12 protein-coding genes are annotated in these 20,193 nt (G+C 39.2%); 4 read left to right on the forward strand and 8 right to left on the reverse strand.

Annotated features, from left to right (window positions below):
• Window positions 1-21 precede the first annotated feature (21 nt).
• Window positions 22-468, forward strand: a complete 447-nt coding sequence (locus AC27E9_RS01830) for an Lrp/AsnC family transcriptional regulator (protein WP_487126708.1) — start codon at window positions 22-24, stop codon at window positions 466-468.
• 148 nt (window positions 469-616) lie between these two features.
• On the opposite strand, the gene AC27E9_RS01835 is transcribed toward AC27E9_RS01830, so the two are convergent.
• The 4 genes from AC27E9_RS01835 to AC27E9_RS01850 all read right to left on the reverse strand — a co-directional run bounded on the left by AC27E9_RS01835 (window position 617) and on the right by AC27E9_RS01850 (window position 6,716).
• Window positions 617-1,597, reverse strand: coding sequence for a helix-turn-helix domain-containing protein (locus tag AC27E9_RS01835; RefSeq protein ID WP_487126710.1), 981 nt, complete (start codon window positions 1,595-1,597; stop codon window positions 617-619).
• A 271-nt stretch (window positions 1,598-1,868) separates the two neighbouring features.
• Window positions 1,869-3,257 carry a hypothetical protein gene (locus AC27E9_RS01840; RefSeq protein WP_487126712.1) on the reverse strand — a complete coding sequence of 463 codons (1,389 nt, stop codon included), beginning with the start codon at window positions 3,255-3,257 and terminating at the stop codon, window positions 1,869-1,871.
• A gap of 9 nt (window positions 3,258-3,266) precedes the next feature.
• Complete coding sequence (locus AC27E9_RS01845; protein WP_487126714.1) at window positions 3,267-4,097, reverse strand: outer membrane lipoprotein-sorting protein; 831 nt, start codon at window positions 4,095-4,097, stop codon at window positions 3,267-3,269.
• A 30-nt stretch (window positions 4,098-4,127) separates the two neighbouring features.
• Window positions 4,128-6,716, reverse strand: a complete 2,589-nt coding sequence (locus AC27E9_RS01850; protein ID WP_487126716.1) for an efflux RND transporter permease subunit — start codon at window positions 6,714-6,716, stop codon at window positions 4,128-4,130.
• A 175-nt stretch (window positions 6,717-6,891) separates the two neighbouring features.
• On the opposite strand from AC27E9_RS01850, the gene AC27E9_RS01855 reads away from it, so the two are divergent.
• Window positions 6,892-7,203, forward strand: a complete 312-nt coding sequence (locus AC27E9_RS01855) for an ArsR/SmtB family transcription factor (protein WP_487126718.1) — start codon at window positions 6,892-6,894, stop codon at window positions 7,201-7,203.
• A gap of 43 nt (window positions 7,204-7,246) precedes the next feature.
• On the opposite strand, the gene AC27E9_RS01860 is transcribed toward AC27E9_RS01855, so the two are convergent.
• Entirely contained in the window at window positions 7,247-8,266 is a 1,020-nt protein-coding gene (locus AC27E9_RS01860) for a GlxA family transcriptional regulator (RefSeq protein WP_487126720.1), read from the reverse strand.
• Window positions 8,267-8,383: 117 nt separating this feature from the next.
• On the opposite strand from AC27E9_RS01860, the gene AC27E9_RS01865 reads away from it, so the two are divergent.
• A complete protein-coding gene (locus tag AC27E9_RS01865) occupies window positions 8,384-10,279 on the forward strand; it encodes a beta-ketoacyl synthase (RefSeq protein WP_487126722.1) in 1,896 nt (631 codons plus the stop codon).
• Between the two features lie 278 nt (window positions 10,280-10,557).
• A complete protein-coding gene (locus AC27E9_RS01870) occupies window positions 10,558-12,756 on the forward strand; it encodes a sensor domain-containing diguanylate cyclase (RefSeq protein ID WP_487126724.1) in 2,199 nt (732 codons plus the stop codon).
• On the opposite strand, the gene AC27E9_RS01875 is transcribed toward AC27E9_RS01870, so the two are convergent.
• The 3 genes from AC27E9_RS01875 to gltB form a co-directional block, all read right to left on the reverse strand.
• On the reverse strand, window positions 12,753-13,514 hold the full coding sequence (locus AC27E9_RS01875; protein ID WP_487126726.1) for a substrate-binding periplasmic protein: 762 nt from the start codon (window positions 13,512-13,514) through the stop codon (window positions 12,753-12,755). The two genes, AC27E9_RS01870 and AC27E9_RS01875, sit on opposite strands and share 4 nt — an antisense overlap.
• 204 nt (window positions 13,515-13,718) lie before the next feature.
• Window positions 13,719-15,167, reverse strand: coding sequence for an FAD-dependent oxidoreductase (locus tag AC27E9_RS01880; RefSeq protein WP_487126728.1), 1,449 nt, complete (start codon window positions 15,165-15,167; stop codon window positions 13,719-13,721).
• Window positions 15,168-15,194: 27 nt separating this feature from the next.
• Entirely contained in the window at window positions 15,195-19,655 is a 4,461-nt protein-coding gene (gltB, locus tag AC27E9_RS01885) for a glutamate synthase large subunit (RefSeq protein WP_487126730.1), read from the reverse strand.
• Window positions 19,656-20,193 lie beyond the last annotated feature (538 nt).

The following is a 20,193-nucleotide window of genomic DNA, read 5'->3' on the forward strand; positions in this document are numbered from 1 at the left end:
TTGTAAGGTTGAGTTAGCAATATGACAAAATTATCATCTAGGCCTTATCTTCATGATCAGCTTGATCAACAGCTTATTGCCTTATTAAGGGAAGATGGTCGAGCGTCAATTTCACTATTAGCGCAACGATTACATGTTTCACGAGGTACAGTACAAAATAGAATTGATCGTTTAGTTTCATCCGGTGCTATTTTAGGTTTTACGGTTAGGGCGCACGAAGCAATTGAAGAGGGAGCGATTAAAGCGATTATGATGATAGCAGTGGTTGGACGCTCCACCGCGCAGGTAATTAAAACCTTAAAAGGTATGCCACAACTAATCAAACTTCATACCACTAATGGCTCATGGGATTTAGTTGCAGAACTGCAAACCAGTAGTTTAATTGAGTTTGACCATGTTTTGGCACAAGTGCGAATGATTGATGGTGTTTTAAACAGTGAAACTAGCATTTTACTGACCTCAGCTTAAGTTTTGATTACTTAACTTTGCTGATTAAATTTACTAGCGTATACATCACCCAGATTTTTACTACTTGGCAAATTTATAAGGTAAAAAATGTTGGCATGACCACCAGTCACTGAATAGCAGGTGATCATTATTTTTGGTTCGGCTTTTATTACGGCTCTTCTTTAACTCGTAATTCCATTAATCCAACTAAGGCGGCAAAAAGAACCGCACCTACCGGCCAAACAATCCAGGTAATACCCCATGCCATGGTCCATAAACTCCAGCCAAGATAAATAGCAACGAGTAATGGCCAGTAAAATGCGGCAAGTTTTTCAGCTCGTTTTGTGCGTTGACTTTTTTCTGTTTCTACGCCGTGTTCTTTAAGAATATTATTGTAGGCATCGAACTTTGCGGATACTGGCACAATTATATATATGCCAGCAGCTATCATTAGCATTAGCACTATTAGCATCATTAAGGTGATACCTGAGCCTGAAAATAGTAGGCTACCGAGCATTAAAGGCACAAAGCTGACGATGAATATAAAGATAGCGATTGATAAGCGTTGGTTATAGCTAGGTCTAAATTTTTGTAATTTTTCCTGAAAAATACCGTGCACGCCATAGGCAAGTTCGAATGTTTCATCTTCAATTAATGTCAGTTCATCCTCAAATTGATTGGTTCTAATAAAAAAGTTTACCGCTAAGGAAACCACCACCAATATTGCTACGATACCTATTGCGGTGGCAATATCACTGGTTAGGTTTAAGCGCTGCGTTTCCGCCATCGCTAAAAAGAAAAATAGTGGGATAACTGAACATAAGCAAAGTATTACGCCCTTAGTGACTAACATAGAGCTCTCAATTTTATGCTCAACGTACTTGAGTGCTTGTTCAAGACTAACTTGAACTATGCCAGGTTCTTGGCCTTCACTTTGCGGTTCAATCGCTTCAATATCATCTTTTAATAAATAGTCGGTTGAAACGTCAAATAACTGGGCTAACATAATAACTCTATTTAAATCAGGTATGCTGCTAGCACTTTCCCATTTAGACACTGATTGTCTTGAAACATTGACCTTTTCCGCTAGCTCTTCTTGCGACCAAGCACACTTTTTTCTTAATCTTATAATTTTATCGGCTAATATCATGAAGCTTATTCCCTTGTCGTTTGTTGAGCGGCAAGCATAGGAATATCGGTGGTTGCAGACCAGCAAGTCAGGTTGTTAATTTGTCAACCAGCGGTTGCAAGTTGATATATTTAACTAAATTTAACGATTTCCTAGGCTGCTAGCAAGAGAGTTTTATCTTTAGCGAAGCTAAACATAACCAAGTGCTAAATTCTAATGCGTTATGTATTTAGTGAAGAATTTTATTATTGATGCACCTTATTTTGACAACACGTTTTAGGTCAATTTTTACTTATTTGTACTGGTAACGAACTCTTAGCCAAGCATTAGTATTATCTTGATGTTGGCCGAAAAATGAATAGTTATTCTTACCAAAAAAGATATTTGCGCCGGTACTGAACTGCCATTGATCGTTGTATTGAAAATCAATACTTGGCTTGAGGTAAGCATCTTTATCACTTGGGGAATAAAAGCCAAATAATGAGTAGCTTAAGGTTTGTTGCTTAGCGCGATAGGTTAATCGTAAGGTGATTAATTGCCGATTTTCATCAACGAGTCTTTCAGGCTGTGGACTGTTTGCTTTCAACGTTTGGTAATTTTTGGTTCGTTCCAAGTAATATTGCATGCTGGCGGTAAAGTTTTTTGCTAGTTCATGTTCATAGCCCACTAAAAATCGATGTTGTCCATTGGCAATGTTTTGGTTACTGCCATTTGAGTTCTCAATACTGTTGTAGTTAGCGTATTCAATATTAAATAGCCCGCCTAAATAAGGCGTTAGTGCGCTAACACCCCAGGAATTCAATTTTGGAAAGTATCCATAATTCTGGTTTTGAGCTTGGCTCTGTCCTTGTGATAGATTTGCCAATTGCTCGTCATTACTGACCATATTACCGGTTGGTGTCGGCCAAAATCCTCGGTATCCATAAACAGATAACTCGATATCTTGTAGACGAGTATTAAGGCGTGCAGCCCATTGCGCTTTATCGGTTTTTACTACTGGAAAGGCTTCATTAGGGGCGACTATGCGCTGCAATTGTGGCGAGTAGAATGAAAAGCGCTCGCCAGTAATATAATTATCTGGGGTAAAATTTGGTGTCCATACCAACGTTAGGTTTATATTATCAAAATACCAATTGGTTCTTATACTGTCAGATGGCGCTTTTAAGTATTCATCAGCTCGACCAGAGAAGAACGATTGCCAGTCTTTTGCAAATAAGTCGTTAAGAAAGAGGTAATCACCGGTACCCCAAGAGAGAACTTGGCGACCAATTTTCATATCCATAAAGCTTAGCGGACTAGCACTTACGTTAAGCTCTCGCGTATACCATATCGCTTTATTTAACACTTGGTCGTAGTAGTAATCAACCTTGGCCTTAGCACTAAAAAGTTGCTGGTTGTAATCGATGTTTACTCTTGTTCTCAGTTCATTAAGTGCTGCTGAGTTTACAGTAACGTTACTTTGTAAAAATTGACCATAAGCTGCTTCAACGAAGCCGGTGAATTGCCATGGTGACTCTGCTGGCTCTTCTGCCCAGTCATCATCCCAAACTTCTTCATATTCTGAGGGAATTTTCTGCTCGTTCGCAGTAGCAGAAAAAGAAGCGTTCAAAGCGATAGTATTTATTAGAAAAATACTTAGAGCTATTAATGACAATGTTATTTGTGAAGTTGGCAAGATCATTGTTGTACTTTACTTCAACCAAGCACGTGGCGGAGTGCGCATGCTGCGTTCACTGAATAGGTTGTTTGGTAAGCCAACATTATATTTTACATTACGAAACTGCATGTCAGTGTAACTATTATTGCTCAAATCTGTAATGCGAGATTTCATCACGGTTGCGTTGCCAGCAATATCTTTTACTTTTGAAACAGTCATTGTTCGTAGCGCTTGGTTTTTGCTATCAAAATAAGTACTTTTTATCGGTAAGAAATTACTTTTACTAATATTAATAACGTAATAGCTAAATTCGACATTTTTTGGCTGTTTAGGTACCGCTTTAAGGGTATAGCTTGTCTCGTCTTCTGCTAATAAAGTAAAGGTGTCTTCATTCGGATTTCTGCCAGAAACATCTTCATAAAAGAAATGCGAACCAACAAACGATGTACGTTTGTCCCCAGCTGAAATGCGTTTTACTAAATCAAGTGCAGGTAGGTATAACCAGCGATTATCATCTTGTTCAATATGCTTCTCAACTCTAAAAACAGTATTTTTAACGTTACTTGGGCGAGAAAAAAATACCAAGATGTTTTGGTTACCTAAGTCTTTTTCATCTTGACGTAAAATGGTGAATTGGCGCATTTGCTTATTACCATTTTCATCAACGATGATCATACGGGCTTGGGCACTACCGTCGTCGCCAGCATAATATGCCGCTAAATTAGCTTTATCAATAATCTGATTAGCACTTAACTGTTGAGCTTGAGAGCTGCTAGCGAAGGTAATGATAACCAAAAATGCCAGCAACAGCTGATATTTTAATTTGCTGATATAGCTTGCCGTATTTTGAGTCATAATGTTCATAATATATTTACTCCTGCGCTCAAGGGCATATTACGCGCTTTTGCTGCTTGTATTTAGCAGTGTTAATAACGCTGGTAGCAACACTAAGGTAACTAATGCTGACATTATCATAATGCTGGCTAAGAAAAATCCAACTGTTATATAAGGCATCAATGGTGAAAGTAATAACGGGGTAAAGCCAATAGCGATAACAATAGCATTTCTGCTGATGGCTCTACTTGGTTCTTGAAACATGGCAATAAGTGCTTTGCTTAAGCTGCGATATTCGCGCTCAAGTTCACGCACTCGTTGGATAAAGTGGATGGCAAAATCAATAGAAAGCCCTAAGGTTAGCGCCGAAAGTACGGCAATTGGCATGTCGTATGCCTTGCCAAACCAGCCAATAAGGCCGTAAATCATGGTAATGGTAAAGGTTAAAGGCAGCATGGCGAGCACACCATATTTTATCGACCTAAAAAGCAACATCATCATAAGAAATACCACAATAAAAGATGATAGTAAGCTGTCGATCATGCCGCTAACCATAGCATCTTGCCAAACAACATTGAGGTAAGATTTCCCCGCCCATTGATGCTGAACATTAATTGGAGGTGGATTATTGCTGATATAGTTTTCAAGCCAATCAACCACCTTTGTCATATGTTGATTATCACCGCTGGTCATTTGTAACCATAGTAAGGTTTTTTGATAATCTGGGCTGACAAAATGCCATAAATCTTGTGGTCGGTGTGACGATTGAAATTGCAATAATGTTTGCGCAACACCGTTACTTGAGTTGGGGATGGTGAAGTCTTTATCGTTACCGGAATTAAGCTCACGATTTACCGTACGAATAATATCGGTCAAACTATTAACTTTACCTACGTCGCCATTTTCAACCAGTGCAGCTTGCAAAGCGGCCAACCAATTAAGCATTTTCGGATTGGTGAATACCTGTTTGGCAGTTAGTACTTGTTCGCTAATATTAACCAGTTCATCTAGCCAAGCTTGTTCGGCATCGCTGGCATCAAAACGCATATCATCAAGTGCTATTAATAACTCTTGAGTAAAAAACGCATTTATTGCGTTATCCGTTGTTTGTGGTGTCTTAGTATGCAGATTATTGTTTATTAAAGTCGATACCGCTGATTTTGTTGGGCCATCTAGCGCCTTTTCCAGTACTTGTTGAAAGTGATTTCTCGCCTGAGTTTCATTATGGTTATTATTGGTAAACACTAACCAAGCGTCATAGGTGCCAGCAAAGTGTTGATTTAGTGCTTTGTCAGCAATACGTATTTCATGATCGGCTTTAAACCAATTTACTGGGTTGTCATTAATTTCTATACGCGTAATACCTTCAATACTTACGACAAATAAGGTAATAAATGCCAGTAAAATAACCTTAGTGCGTTTGACAGAAAACACACCTAGTTGTTGTAGACTTTTCGCTAACCGCCCTTTTTGCTCTAAGCGTTGTAAGGCTTGTTGCAAGTTTGCTAAGGTTTCTGGTTTCATTCTAGCGATGTAGGCGGGAATATAAGTAATAGTTAATGCAAAAGCGAGCAATATACCAGTACCAATAAAAGCACCAAAAACTTTCACTGGTGGAATAGGTGTCAGCATTAATGAATAAAAACCAACAGCTGAAGTAATAGAGGTAAATAACATTGGTGTATACAAGTGTTTCATTACCTGCTTTACCGTCTCTGAGGCTTTATCACCTGCTTTGTATCGGTCGGCAAATTCAGAAAGAATATGCACTGAGTCGACAACGGCAATCGGCATCAGAAATATAGCGATCATTGACGACATAATATGCACGGTAAAGCCTAAGCCAATCAGGCTGCCCATTATGATCAATACAGTTGCCATTGCCACTACCATAGGAGCAATGATCAGTGGAATATTGCGAAAGAAATACCAAAGTAAAACAAATATTGCTAAGCCTGCAAGTGGTGCAGCAACGCCCATTTGCACGAACATTTCAAAACCGAATTGATCTTCAGCAACGGGTAAACCAGTAATGTGTAGAGTTAACTCTTTATTTTTGTTGTCTAAATAAGTTTTACCTAAGGTGCGAATTTCTTCGGCAATAATATAGCTTTGATCTTTGCTCACTATTGGTACGTAAATCGCAATGGCTTGATCATCGCCAGAAACTAAAGTGTTATTAAGCATAGGCAAGCGCTTAACCGCTTGTTGAATGGCTTGGCTACCCGCCGTGCTAGTTGGCGCGTTTTTCATCAGATATTCAAAAACAATCCCTTGATTCTGCCCACTTTCATCGTTTAGTTGGCGGATGTTATCAACGACATTGAGCGATAGTAAATCTTGTTTGATAACGCCATCAAGCTGAAGAATATCATTAGTTAACTGTTCGATAGTACTCAAGGTTTGCGGCGTGAAAATATTCTGCTCGCTAACTAAGCCAACGACTATCATATCGCGCATTAAAAAGTCTGTTTTGACTTGGTTATGGAAAACTCGGGCTGGTGCATCTTGGCTAAGCATATTTTCGGGATCAGTGTCGATCTCAATCATTGGCAGCATCGCCAAGCTCAATAAGGTGATCAGCAATACTAATGAGTAAACGGCTTTTGGTTTAGCAATGGCAAAATTTAAAATGCGTTGGTAATTCAAAATAAATCCTTGTCGAGTGGGTAGCTGTAAAAATCAATAATAAATAGCTTATGTATATTAGATAATCTTAATATACTTTTATATTAGCAGTATCTAATGTAATATCCAACTAGATTTATTTTCTAGGCATTATTGTGTGCCTTGACGTATTCATATCTGCGAATGAGAGAAACCAATGGCAACATTAGCGCCAAATGATATTAAAGAAATGCGCGGCAATGCATCACAAGCTGCGGAATTGTTAAAAGCGATGAGTAATGAAAATCGTTTATTGATTCTGTGCCATTTGGGTGAAAAGGAAATGTCGGTAAACGAGCTAAATAATTTTATCGATTTAAGCCAGTCGAGTTTATCTCAGCATTTAGCGAGATTGCGTCAAGACGAGTTAGTGAAAACTCGTCGTGAGTCACAAACCATTTACTATTCAATTGCAAATCCGTCAGTAGTTAAATTGATTAGTTTTTTACACAGTGAGTTTTGTGCATAGTTACTTTTACGTTTAGATACTTTTTCGCTTAGTTATTTTAGTATTATTCACTACTAAAGAGTTTTTTTCTGACCATAGCACGATAAGCCTTGGGGGTTAAATTTAGCATCTGCTTAAATAAACGCGTGAAATTTGTTTGCTCTTGGTATCCCACCTGAAAAGCCACTTCTTGAATGGATAAATTACTGGCGGCTAACAGTTCTTTTGCCGTTTCTATTTTCAATTTTTGCCAATACTGATTAGCATTTACCCCAGTTGCTAATTTAAACCTGCGAGTAAATGAGCGCTGACTAATACCAAATTGCTGTGCTATTTCATTTAACGTCAACGGCGAGTTTAAATTGGTTTGTAACCAAAACTGCACTTGGCTGATCAATTCATCAGGATGGCGATCGCCAGCACCTTCTAAATAGCGTTGCTCTTCATAAGGCTTTCTTATTTCGTGGGAGAAGTTTCTTTCTACTTGTTGTGCGGCATTTTGGCCATAAACTTGATAAATAATATGGACCACAATATCGGCTAACGCGTTTAAACTAGCCGCGCAGTATGTTCGCTCTGATTGCGTAATAAAAAAGTCTGGCTTTAATGCCACCTTTGGATAATCGCGCTTAAATTGTTCCACATAGTGCCAATGGGTGGTCGCAGGGTGGTTATCTAAAATTCCAGTTTCCGCCATTAAACAAACACCAGTACCGCCACCTATTAAAGTACTGCCTTGTTGCCAGATGCTCTTTAGCCAATTAAGCATTTTGGGCTGGCGTGCAATGGTTGGCCTAGGATTACGCCAAAGGCTGGGAATAAAGGCAAAGTCAGGCTGTTGAGCGCTTTCAACATCGGTATCAGGAAGCAGTTTTATTAATGCCCGCGTTGAAATTGGCTTAATAGATTCAGCAACCATTTGTATTGATAGCCTTGGCGCTAGCTTATTTTCTTGTAAAGCAACAGCTTCACCAGCCCGCAGCATTTCGACCGGTAAGCTGACACTGGTTGCCAACATATGATCATAAAGCAGTAAGGCGATATTAACGGTATTTTCTTTATTTCGTTTTAATTTTGCTTTCATTGTTCTATTTTGGGCTGTTTTGATGTGTTTTATGGCCATTATTGATTATTAATTATTTTTACTAACTTTTAAACTATTAAAACTAAATATTAGGTTTGAATTTAAAAGAGATTTTTCATGACTGCATTACCGATTATCGTTGGCATGGGTGGCGTAAATGCCGCAGGTAGAACTTCCTTTCATCAAGGCTTTCGTCGTATTGTTATCGACAAATTAAATGCAGAAGCGCGCCAAGAAACCTTTGTTGGCTTGGCAACATTGATGAATTTATTAACCAGCCAAGACGGAAAGCTTGTTGATTCAGACGGCAATGTTGTTGAAAAAAGTGCTGTTGAACAACGCTTCGGTAAGGAAATTTTAGCTGGTACGCTTATTCGTAAAATTGAAAATGAGCACTTCGATCCTGACGCAACACCTTGGCAACAAAAGTTAACCATGGACGTTGGTGAACAAGGCATTAGCTTTGAAACACGAGCGCGTGACTTACCAAATCCATTACCTCGTAGTTGGCAAGTTACAGAGCTAGCTGATAAACGTGTACGAGTAGATATTGCTGGTGAAGTTGAAGTTAAGCATGATTCAACACGTGATAATCCAATAAAAGCAGCAGGGCAATTTCCAACGGGTTTTAAGCCCGCCAGCTTGTACAATAGTCGCTATCAACCTCGTGGTTTACAGGCAACCATTTTTGGCGCTGCTGATGCTATTCATTCAACAGGTTACAGCTGGAATGAAATTGCAGACAAAGTTAGTCCAGATGAAATAGGTACTTATTCAGCATCAGTATTTGGCCAAACCCAAGCAGAAGGTGTTGGTGGTATGATGCAAAATCGCCTAAAGGGCGAGCGTGTATCAACTAAAAACTTAGCCTTAGGGCTGAACACTATGCCAACCGACTTTGTTAATGCCTATGTTACTGGTAACGTTGGTACAACTTTTACTTCAACCGGCGCTTGTGCGACATTTTTATATAACTTAAAAGCAGCTGTTCAGGATATTCAAGCAGGACGTGTGCGACTTGCTATCGTTGGTAGTAACGATTGTGCTATTACGCCAGAAGTGGTTGAAGGTTTTGGCAACATGAGCGCGCTGGCAAATGAAGAAGGCTTGAAAAAGCTTGATGGCAATGGTGTTGCGGATCACCGTAAAACTAGTCGTCCATTTGGTGATAACTGTGGTTTTACTATTGGTGAAGCCGCGCAATTTATTATTTTAATGGATGACGCTTTAGCGCTTGAACTTGGCGCGAATGTACTAGGCTCAGTTGCGGATGTTTATACAAATGCCGATGGTATTAAAAAATCAATTACTGCTCCTGGCCCTGGTAATTACATTACGATGGCGAAATCTGTTGCATTAGCGACAGCTATTGTTGGTGAAGAATCAGTACAGCAACGTAGTTTTATACTCGCTCATGGCTCAAGTACCCCGCAAAATCGCGTTACTGAATCCTTGATTTATGATCGTGTTGCCGAAAGCTTTGATATTAATAATTGGCCGGTAGCTGCACCAAAAGCTTTTGTTGGCCATACCATAGGTCCAGCAAGTGGTGACCAAGTAGCCATGGCATTGGGAATTTTTGCTCATAATATTATGCCGGGTATTACCACAATCGATAAAGTTGCAGATGATGTTTATAGTGAGCGCTTGAATATTGCTACAGAACATTGGGATTGTCATAGTATGGATGTAGCATTTATAAACTCGAAAGGTTTCGGTGGTAATAATGCGACCGCAACCTTGTTCTCGCCAGATGTTACATTAGCTATGATAGAAAAGCGCCACGGTAGTGACAATATGATGACTTATCGAGATAAAACGGCAAAAGTCGAACAAGCAAGAGCGGCATATCAAGAACAAGCAAACAATGGTGACTTCCAACTTATTTATCGTTTTGGTGATGGTACATTGACAGATGACGATGTCACTTTATCAAATCAGGATATCAGTGTTACAGGCTTTGCTAATAAGATCTCTTTACCTAAAGTAAACCCGTTTGCTGACATGACCTAATTAAGACTATTGAGCGTAATAAACAAGCCCTGCAATTTTATTGACAGGGCTTTTGTGTTTATAGCACTATAGTTAAATCTAAATGCCGTTTAATCGAAAATAGTTTTTAATTTGCATTTTTGAAATTGTGAGCTGTACAAGCTGTTCTATTAATATGTGATTAATAATAATATGAATAGTTTGAGAAAAGGATTTTATGCTGTAGGTAACAAAAATACCTCAAAGCAAAGTGGTTTAAATTTTAGCAATTAAGTGACAAATGAAGTGGTGCCGATTGAATGACTACCTCTCCGATAAAGATATCGTTAAAACTTGAAGAAGAAATCAGCGAAGTAAACAATAATGAGCTGAAAAGTGAACAGGGCCGATCGGTAATATTAGCCATTGTTTTGGGAATATTTGGTGCTTTACTTAATAGTATTCCAATTGATTTGGCATATAATATTTCCTTAGTACTTGGTAATTTAGCCTTTATTATTGCTGCAGCCTACTTACGTCCGGCACTTACCTTATTAACTGCATTATTATGTGTTGCACCTTTATTGATTGTTTGGGGGCACCCATTTGGTTTTGTTACCTTTGGTTTAGAGGCTTTATTTGTTTCGTATTTTCGAACACGTGGTTGGTATTTACCCTCCGCAGATTTTCTTTATTGGCTTGTTATAGGCATGCCGTTAACGGCATTCTTTATATGGTTGAATAATGCTGATGCACAAGAATACTTACTTTTCTCATTATTTAAGCAAAGTATTAATGCTGTTTTTTATACTACGATTGCGGTTATTTTTATTTTTATATTTGGTGAAAAGCTAACAGCTTGGGTTAGCTCTCAGCAACCAAAATTAGAGAAAAACTTAAAGCAGTATCTACATTATATTTTATGGGTCATGTCGGCATTTTTTGTTGTTGGAATTTGTTTGTTTTTAAGTCGTGGCTTAAATGATATCCATCATCAACAGTTTGAAGATAAGCTTGATATTAGTAGCCAATATCTTACTCGTATTGTTGAAAATTATATTGATGAACATACTAGAGCTATCGCACAGGCAGCCAATAAACTATCGGCTATTGATAGTAATGAGTATGCCAGTGCTCTGACAAAAGTTCATCAGCTTTACCCTGGCTACTTAACTATGCTTGTTGCGAATAACCAGGCTAATATTGTTGCCTCATCACCTAGTTCGCTAATGGATAACTTGCCTGAAAAAAACTATAGCGTTGCTGACCGAGCTTATTTTTCTCAAGCATTTCATAATGAAAGTTTATATATTTCACCTGTTTTTCTTGGCCGTGGTTTTGGTGTTGACCCTATTGTCGCTATTAGCGCACCTATTTATCACAATAATAGTAAAACTCCGGCAGGCATTGTTGAAGGTTCACTAAACTTGAACATGTTTGAACAAGCGAAACAAGTTACTGAACATAGCAGCAAGGTTGCGATAATTTTAACTGATGAAAATGGAAGTATCATATACTCGGATAAAAGTTTAGCGTTAACCACCTTATCTAAATTCAACTTTGTAATAGATAAAGCAAAGCTAAAACATGAGTTGATGGTTATCGGTGATGCTGACGCCAAAAAATATTTATATCGCCAAACTCAACTAAATAACGGTTGGAAAATATTTGTTGTAGTTGAACATCTTGAATTACTAAATTTAATTGAACGACAATATATGGTTATTTTTATGTCGTTATTTATCATTTTTATTTTTGTGGTGCTATTAGCTAGTCAGTTTGCCTATATTTTAAATAAACCACTGGCGTTTGTCTTAACTGAACTCGCTCGCAGCAACAATAAAGAAGGGTATAAGCCCATCCCATTTGAAGCTCCTACAGAGTTTTTCACCCTTTATAGCGAGCTGCAAAAATCACAAGAGCGTTTATTAAAACACCAATATATTTTGGAAGAGAAAGTTGAAAAGCGCACTCGAGATCTTAATCAAGCGAACGAATCTCTTAAAGAATTAGCGAATAAAGACAGTTTAACAGGCTTATATAACCGTCGTTATTTAGAACAAAAATTTAGCGAATTACAAGCAATATTGTCACGCAATAAGGGGGCAATGGTTGTTGCTATGCTTGATTTAGACCACTTTAAGCGGCTAAATGATGAATATGGCCATCTAATTGGTGATAATTGCCTTGAATATGTTGGGCAGCTAATGCAAAGTAAGTTTGATCGCCGCAGTGATATTGTTGCCCGCTTTGGTGGCGAAGAGTTTATTGTTGTAGCACAACATGACGAAAATCATGGTGTAATTCAAAAGCTGGAAGAGCTGAGAGAGGAAATTTCTAGACATTGCTTTCCGTATGATGGTGAGCATTACCTCGGTATAACCATTTCAATTGGGGTGGTAACAGCACAAGCCAATTATGCTGAAAAAATTGAACAATGGATAGGTCTTGCTGATGAGCAACTTTACTGGGTGAAAGAAAATGGCCGTAACAAAATGTCGGTCACGCATTTAGATTAAGGAGAATGGTGTGCCTTATCGCTTAACCATTTTTTTCGAAGATTATCGATAACACCTTTTTCTTCAAGTTGCTGGTATTGTGAAGTTAAGCGTTGAATCCAAATAGGGTCACTACCTAAGCTTAGGGCAATACATAAATTGTTATTTAGACCATTGGCATTGTGTACTTTCGTAAGTGCTTGGTAGTTATAACCGAGTTTTTTTGCACGGTGCTTAACGGTGAGTTCCGTAGCAACAATTAAATCTACTCTCGCGCTAAACAGCATTTGCATATTTTGATCTTCTTGTACTAAGCGTGTGATATTTTCAAATTGATTATCGATAGTATATTGTTCAGCATTAGAATGACGTGAAACAGCTATCTTATGCTGTTTTAACTGCGTAATACTATATTCTTTATTATCGTAATTTTTTTTAAGCCCCCAAAATGAAAACTGTTCGTCGGTAATGCATCCCACCCAATGAAACATTAAATTTCTGTGTGGTGTGTGTGCGATAGAAAATATTAGAACATTTGCTTCCTTTTTGGCTATTTCATAAGCTCGTGCCCATGGCATAATTTGAATATCAGGCGTTATAGTTAATGCCTGAAACATTTTCTCAATTACTTCTACCGATAAGCCGCTAAGATCGCCAGAAGGTTGTTGAATTTGAAATGGTACTAAGTTTTCAGTGACAATTTTTAGTTTAGGTAAGTTGTGGGCTTGCACACTCAGAGGTGTTAAAAAAGTCATTAACAATAAAATAACTGACGGCACAATACATGCCCTAATTGACAATGTTATTGTGTAAACAATTATCACATGGTGAGTAGCCATCTTTAAGTCAATTATGTGGCCAATATCATAGTTTTATCCTAGACGATAGAGAGGTTTTTGTCGAAAATACATGGTAATAAACCAATAAAAAAAGCGGTATTAACCGCTTTTAGTCTATAAATGAAGGCATTGTCTTAGCTAAATTTATGCCTGCTTTTGCTGTGTTGTAGTCACAAAATCCAATATACCAATTGCAGCTTTGCGGCCTTGATCGATAGCAGTAACAACAAGGTCTGAGCCTAGCACCATATCACCACCAGCAAAAATATTAGCATTGCTTGTTTGCAGCGCAAAGTCACTATTGTCAACGGCAACAACTCGTCCACGGCTATCGACTTCAACACCAGCATCTTTCATCCATTGCGGCGGGCTCGGTAAAAAGCCAAAGGCGATTACCACGGCATCGGCTGGCATAATAAATTCTGAGTTCTCAATCGGTTCAGGGCTTCGGCGACCGTTAGCATCAGGGGCTCCAAGTTGAGTTTTAACAAACTTAACACCACAGGTGTTACCGTTTTTGTCTACGGCAATGTCTAGCGGCTGAATATTAAATTGAAAATCAACACCTTCTTCCTTAGCGTTTTGTACCTCACGTGGCGAGCCTGGCATATTGGCTTCATCGCGGCGGTATGCACAAGTCACTGATGTTGCCTCTTGTCGAATTGAGCTTCTAACACAATCCATGGCGGTATCTCCACCGCCTAAAACCACAACTTTTTTACCTGAAAAGTTAACGTACGGCTTAGCATTATTGTTGCCGTCTTCTTGGGAAAGGTTCATTAATTTTTGGGTGTTGCCAATTAAAAAATCAAGGGCATTATATACACCGGGTGCTGATTCATGCTCGAAGCCACCAGTCATATCAGTGTAAGTACCAAGTGCTAAAAATACAGCGTCAAATTCATCGCTGATATCACTAAAGCTAATATCAACGCCGACATTAGTGTTTAAGCGAAATTCAATACCCATCTCTTCTAGTATTTCTCGACGAGTTTGAATAACGTCTTTCTCTAATTTAAATGACGGAATACCAAAGGTTAACAGGCCGCCTATTTGTGCATGTTTATCAAATACCACAGCTTGAACACCATTACGGGTTAGAACATCTGCACAGGCAATACCTGCTGGACCTGCACCAATGATAGCTACACGTTTACCCGTGGCAATTACTTCGGACAGATCGGGCTTCCAACCTTGTGATATTGCAGTGTCAGTAATGTACTTTTCAATATTACCAATGGTTACTGCACCAAAATCTTCATTAAGGGTACAGGCTGATTCACAAAGCCTATCTTGTGGGCAAACACGGCCACACATTTCGGGTAAACTGTTGGTTTGATGACACAGATCTGCTGCTTCGAATATCTTACCTTCGGTAACAAGCTCTAACCATTGTGGAATGTAATTATGTACTGGACACTTCCATTCACAATACGGGTTGCCACAATCTAGACACCGGTCGGCCTGACCTGCACTTTGCTCGCTACTTAATGGTTGATAGATTTCTACAAAATTAATTTTACGCTGTTCGATTGCCTTTTTTGGCGGGTCAATGCGTTTAACATCAACAAACTGATAAATATTTTTACTCATGAATGAAGTTCTCCAATTCGTGTTCTATTACTGTGCTTGAACACGAAGTTCAGCTGATGATCGACTGTGATGACCTAACAATGTTTTCACATCAGTTGCTTTTGGCTTCACTAATTTAAATAATGGCGCGTAAGATGAGAAATTAGCTAAAATTTCTTGTGCTCTTAAACTGCTGGTTTCTTCAAAGTGTTGGCTAATAATGCCGCGTAAATGTTCTTGATGAATGGTGAGTTCGCCAATAGGTAACATTTCAATTGAATCATTATTTAAACGAATATCAAGATCATTATTTTCATCTAATACATATGCGAAACCGCCTGTCATACCGGCACCAAAGTTAACGCCAACTTGTCCTAAGATAGTGACTATGCCACCAGTCATATATTCACAAGCATGATCGCCAGTACCTTCAATAACCGCGTGACAACCTGAGTTACGAACCGCAAAACGCTCGCCTGCTTTACCACAGCCATATAGCTTACCGCCAGTGGCACCATACAAGCAGGTATTACCCATAATCATAGCTTCATGACTTAAGTATTCCACACCTTTTGGTGGCTTGATAGTTAGCTTACCGCCAGCCATGCCTTTACCTACATAGTCATTGGCATCACCGGTCAAGCTCATTTCTAAGCCGCCCGCATTCCAAACACCAAAACTTTGTCCAGCGGTACCGCTAAAATAAACTTTAATTGGGTTTGCTGCCATACCTTGATCGCCATGCTGACGAGCAATTTCTCCCGACAATGCCGCGCCAACAGAGCGGTCGGTATTTTGTATGGTTAATCGATACTCGCCACCTTGGCTATGGGCAATTGCTTCTGATGCCATTGTGACAAGTTTTTGGTTTAACTCACCTTTGTCAAAAGGTTGGTTATCCTGAGTTTGATGAAGCGCGGTATCTTCTCCCGCGACAACGGGCGCGATAATAGGAGACAGATCTAATTTTTGCTGCTTAGCACTAATACCCGATAATGGCTCAAGTAAATCGGTACGACCGATAATAGCGGTTAAGTTTTCGACGCCTAGCTTTGCTAAAATTTCACGAACATCTTGGGCAATAAACTTAAAGTAGTTCATTACTTGATCAGGTAAACCTTTAAAGAATTGCTCACGTAACACGTCATCTTGGGTTGCAACACCTGTTGCACAATTATTTAAATGACAAATACGTAGGAATTTACAGCCAAGCGTTACCATAGGTGCAGTACCAAAACCAAAACTTTCAGCGCCTAATATCGCTGCTTTTACAATATCGATACCGGTTTTTAAACCGCCATCAACTTGTAAACGCACTTTATGACGTAAGCCATTTGTTACCAGCGATTGGTGTGCTTCAGCTAAACCAAGTTCCCATGGGCAGCCAGCGTATTTAACCGATGTTAATGGGCTTGCTCCAGTACCACCGTCGTAGCCAGAAATGGTAATAAAATCGGCATAAGCTTTGGCTACACCTGAAGCAATAGTACCAACGCCAGGGCCGGAGACTAATTTAACCGAAACAATGGCTTTTGGATTTACTTGTTTTAAATCGAAAATAAGCTGAGCCAAATCTTCAATTGAATAAATATCGTGGTGTGGCGGTGGTGATATTAAAGTGACCCCAGGTACAGAAAAGCGCAACTTAGCAATTAATGGTGTGACTTTATCGCCCGGTAGTTGTCCACCTTCACCTGGTTTTGCACCCTGTGCTACTTTTATTTGTAAGACATCAGCATTGACTAAATAGTGAGGTGTTACACCAAAACGACCTGAAGCAATTTGCTTAATGCGTGAATTTTTCACTGTGCCAAAGCGACGTTCGTCTTCCCCGCCTTCTCCTGAATTTGAAAAGCCACCTAGGCGGTTCATAGCGATCGCCAAAGCCTCATGAGCTTCAGGACTTAAAGCTCCAATTGACATTGCAGCGCTGTCAAAGCGTTTAAATAACGCACTTTCAGATTCTACACTCGCAATATCAATTGCTTGTTGGTCGTATTTTAATGCCAGTAAATCACGCAATGCCGCAGCTGGACGATTATTAACTTGCTCAGCAAATATTTGGTAATCTTGGTAGTTGCCGCTGCGTACGGCGGTTTGTAATGTGCTGACAACGTCTGGGTTGTACGCGTGATATTCGCCACCATGAACATATTTTAATAAGCCGCCATGGCTAATTTTTTGATGTGGTAAAAAGGCTTTACGCGCAAGGTTAATATTGTCTTGTTCGATATCAGAAAAATCAGCACCTTGAATACGGCTTGGTAAATCAGGGAAGCAAAGTTGCATAATATTACTGTTTAAACCGATCACTTCGAAAAGCCCGGCACAGCGGTAACTTGCTATGGTAGAAATCCCCATTTTAGACAGTATTTTTAACAGCCCTTTATTGATGCCTTCACGGTAATTCACCACCGCTTGGCGCGGAGTTAAATCAATTTGGTTTTGTTCAACAAGTTGCTCAATAGTTTCATAAGCTAAAAATGGGTAAATGGCTGTCGCACCAAGCCCTAGTAAAACGGCAAACTGATGAGAGTCTCGAACCGAAGCGGTTTCAACAATAATATTTGAGTCACAGCGTAACTGTTGTTCAACTAAGCGTTTTTGTACCGCACCAACGGCCATTGCTGCGGGAATAGGCAGCATACCTGGATGTATTTGACGATCTGACAAAACTAAGATAACGGTATTTTTTTCACGTACTAACTCTTCTGCTTCATCACATAAGCGTAATATAGCTGCTTCTAAGCCTTCTTCTTGGTCATAGTTCAACGTTAAGGTATCGGAGCGATAATGTTCAGGGTCAAGCTCTCGTAACTGCTTTAACCCGGTGTACATTAATACCGGCGTGGCAAATAATATGCGGTCGGCATGGCCAGTAGTTTCATTGAATACATTATGCTCTCGGCCAATACAAGTTCCTAAAGACATCACATAGCGTTCACGTAATGGATCGATTGGCGGATTAGTGACTTGGGCAAATTGTTGACGAAAGTAATCGAATAAGGAACGTGGCTGACTTGATAGTACAGCCATTGGCGTGTCATCACCCATAGAGCCTGTGGCCTCTTGGCCATTTTCTGCTAATGTTTTTACCACTTGATGAATTTCTTCATAACTGTAGTTAAACATTTTATGGTATTGCGCTAATTCTTGATCATTAAAAACCCGCTGACCAATTAGCTCGCCATCGAGTTGATCAAATGGGATCAGACGACGAATGTTGTTATCTAACCACTGACGATATGGGTGACGAATTTTCAACTCGTTATCGATAGCACTTGAGTCAAATATTTTCCCGGTATAAGTATCAATGGCGAACATTTCACCTGGACCTAAACGACCTTTTTCTACCACTTCATCTTCGCCGTAGTCCCAAATACCCACCTCTGATGCTAGGGTAATAAAGCCGTCACGTGTGATAACATAACGAGCAGGACGCAAGCCATTGCGATCTAAATTACAGGCAACATGACGGCCGTTGGTTACCACAACACCTGCTGGGCCATCCCACGGTTCCATGTGCATAGAATTGAATTCATAGAAGGCTTTTAAGTCGTCATCCATTAGTGGACTATTTTGCCATGCAGGTGGCATTAATAAACGCATCCCCCGGTATAAGTCCATACCGCCAGCTAGGAATAATTCCAGCATGTTATCTAAAGATGATGAATCTGAGCCACTCTCGTTAACAAAAGGAGCAGCGTCTTTTAAATCAGGTAATAGTGGGGATTGAAAGCGATGAGTACGTGCTCTACTCCACTGTCTGTTACCTTTTATGGTATTAATTTCACCATTATGAGCTAAGTAACGAAATGGCTGTGCTAAATGCCATTGTGGAGAGGTATTGGTAGAAAAACGTTGATGGAATACACAAATAGCTGTTTGCATGCGGATATCCGCAAGATCCAAGTAGAAATTTGGCAAATCTACTGGCATCATTAGGCCTTTGTAGATGGTAACTAGACAAGATAAACTGGCGACATAAAAACGTTCATCACTGATACGTTTTTCTGCACGGCGGCGAGCCATATATAAACGTCGCTCTAAATCACGATTACGCCATCCTGGAGGTGCATCGACAAATACTTGCTCTATACTTGGTAAGTTACTTTTTGCGATTTCGCCCAGGGTTGAAATGTCAGTAGGAACTTCTCGCCAGCCCACTAGTGTTAAAGTTTCTCGAGCAAGTTCCTCTTCAAGGATTTTCTTACTTAAGCTCGCTTGAACGGGGTCGGGATTAAGAAAAATCATGCCAACGGCGTATTTTCTACCTAGTTGCCAATTGTTTTCTTCTGCAATAGCACGAAAAAAGCTATCTGGCTTTTGCATTAGTAAACCACAACCGTCTCCGGTTTTGCCATCAGCAGCAATTCCACCACGGTGTTGCATTCTGTCGAGAGCATGAATTGCAGTTTTTACCAGCTTATGACTTCTTTCGCCGTGTTGATGGGCAATTAAACCAAAGCCACAATTGTCTTTCTGATAAGTATGATCGTAAAGCTGCATTCTCTTCTCCTAAATAATCGCTCCAATAGCCAGTTTAAATTTAACGTGGTGGATAGAATTATGCTAAAAATGCATAAATAGTCTGAATTTTGTATTGGATTATTACTTACATTAAACATTTACAAATGAAACGTCAATGTAAATAGAGTATTTGCTCGTAGTTTATTTACAGTTAGTTGGCTGGTTTTATATTCAGATCTCACTGTTATTGTGCTGACTAGCGTGTTTTATACTGTGTTATTTGAAATTTATGTAATTTAATTACATTTTATCTTGTTATTTATAAAGTGTAATTTTAAATTATTCATTAGCTTTATATTCAATATTTATTCATCGTTATAATTGCGCTTACAAAAGGCTAACATGCAATTTTTTTGCTAATTTTGGTTTGCAAAGGAAAGTGTCGGAGAGATCATTGCGACTTCACGTGAATGAAAATACTTTAGTAAGTTGGAAGTTTTTTCTGTTTAGCTATATTTGGTAAAATGTTTCGTACAAAAAATAAACCCCAATAATTTGGCATTATTGGGGTTGATAT

The sequence above is a fragment of the Colwellia meonggei genome (assembly GCF_057537295.1).

Bases quoted from the DNA above. Each gene is read 5' to 3' on its own strand.
- AC27E9_RS01830 (WP_487126708.1), top strand. From the start codon at position 22: ATGACAAAATTATCATCTAGGCCTTATCTTCATGATCAGCTTGATCAA.
- AC27E9_RS01835 (WP_487126710.1), bottom strand. From the start codon at position 1,597: ATGATATTAGCCGATAAAATTATAAGATTAAGAAAAAAGTGTGCTTGG.
- AC27E9_RS01840 (WP_487126712.1), bottom strand. From the start codon at position 3,257: ATGATCTTGCCAACTTCACAAATAACATTGTCATTAATAGCTCTAAGT.
- AC27E9_RS01845 (WP_487126714.1), bottom strand. From the start codon at position 4,097: ATGAACATTATGACTCAAAATACGGCAAGCTATATCAGCAAATTAAAA.
- AC27E9_RS01855 (WP_487126718.1), top strand. From the start codon at position 6,892: ATGGCAACATTAGCGCCAAATGATATTAAAGAAATGCGCGGCAATGCA.
- AC27E9_RS01860 (WP_487126720.1), bottom strand. From the start codon at position 8,266: ATGAAAGCAAAATTAAAACGAAATAAAGAAAATACCGTTAATATCGCC.
- AC27E9_RS01865 (WP_487126722.1), top strand. From the start codon at position 8,384: ATGACTGCATTACCGATTATCGTTGGCATGGGTGGCGTAAATGCCGCA.
- AC27E9_RS01870 (WP_487126724.1), top strand. From the start codon at position 10,558: ATGACTACCTCTCCGATAAAGATATCGTTAAAACTTGAAGAAGAAATC.
- AC27E9_RS01880 (WP_487126728.1), bottom strand. From the start codon at position 15,167: ATGAGTAAAAATATTTATCAGTTTGTTGATGTTAAACGCATTGACCCG.
- gltB (WP_487126730.1), bottom strand. From the start codon at position 19,655: ATGCAGCTTTACGATCATACTTATCAGAAAGACAATTGTGGCTTTGGT.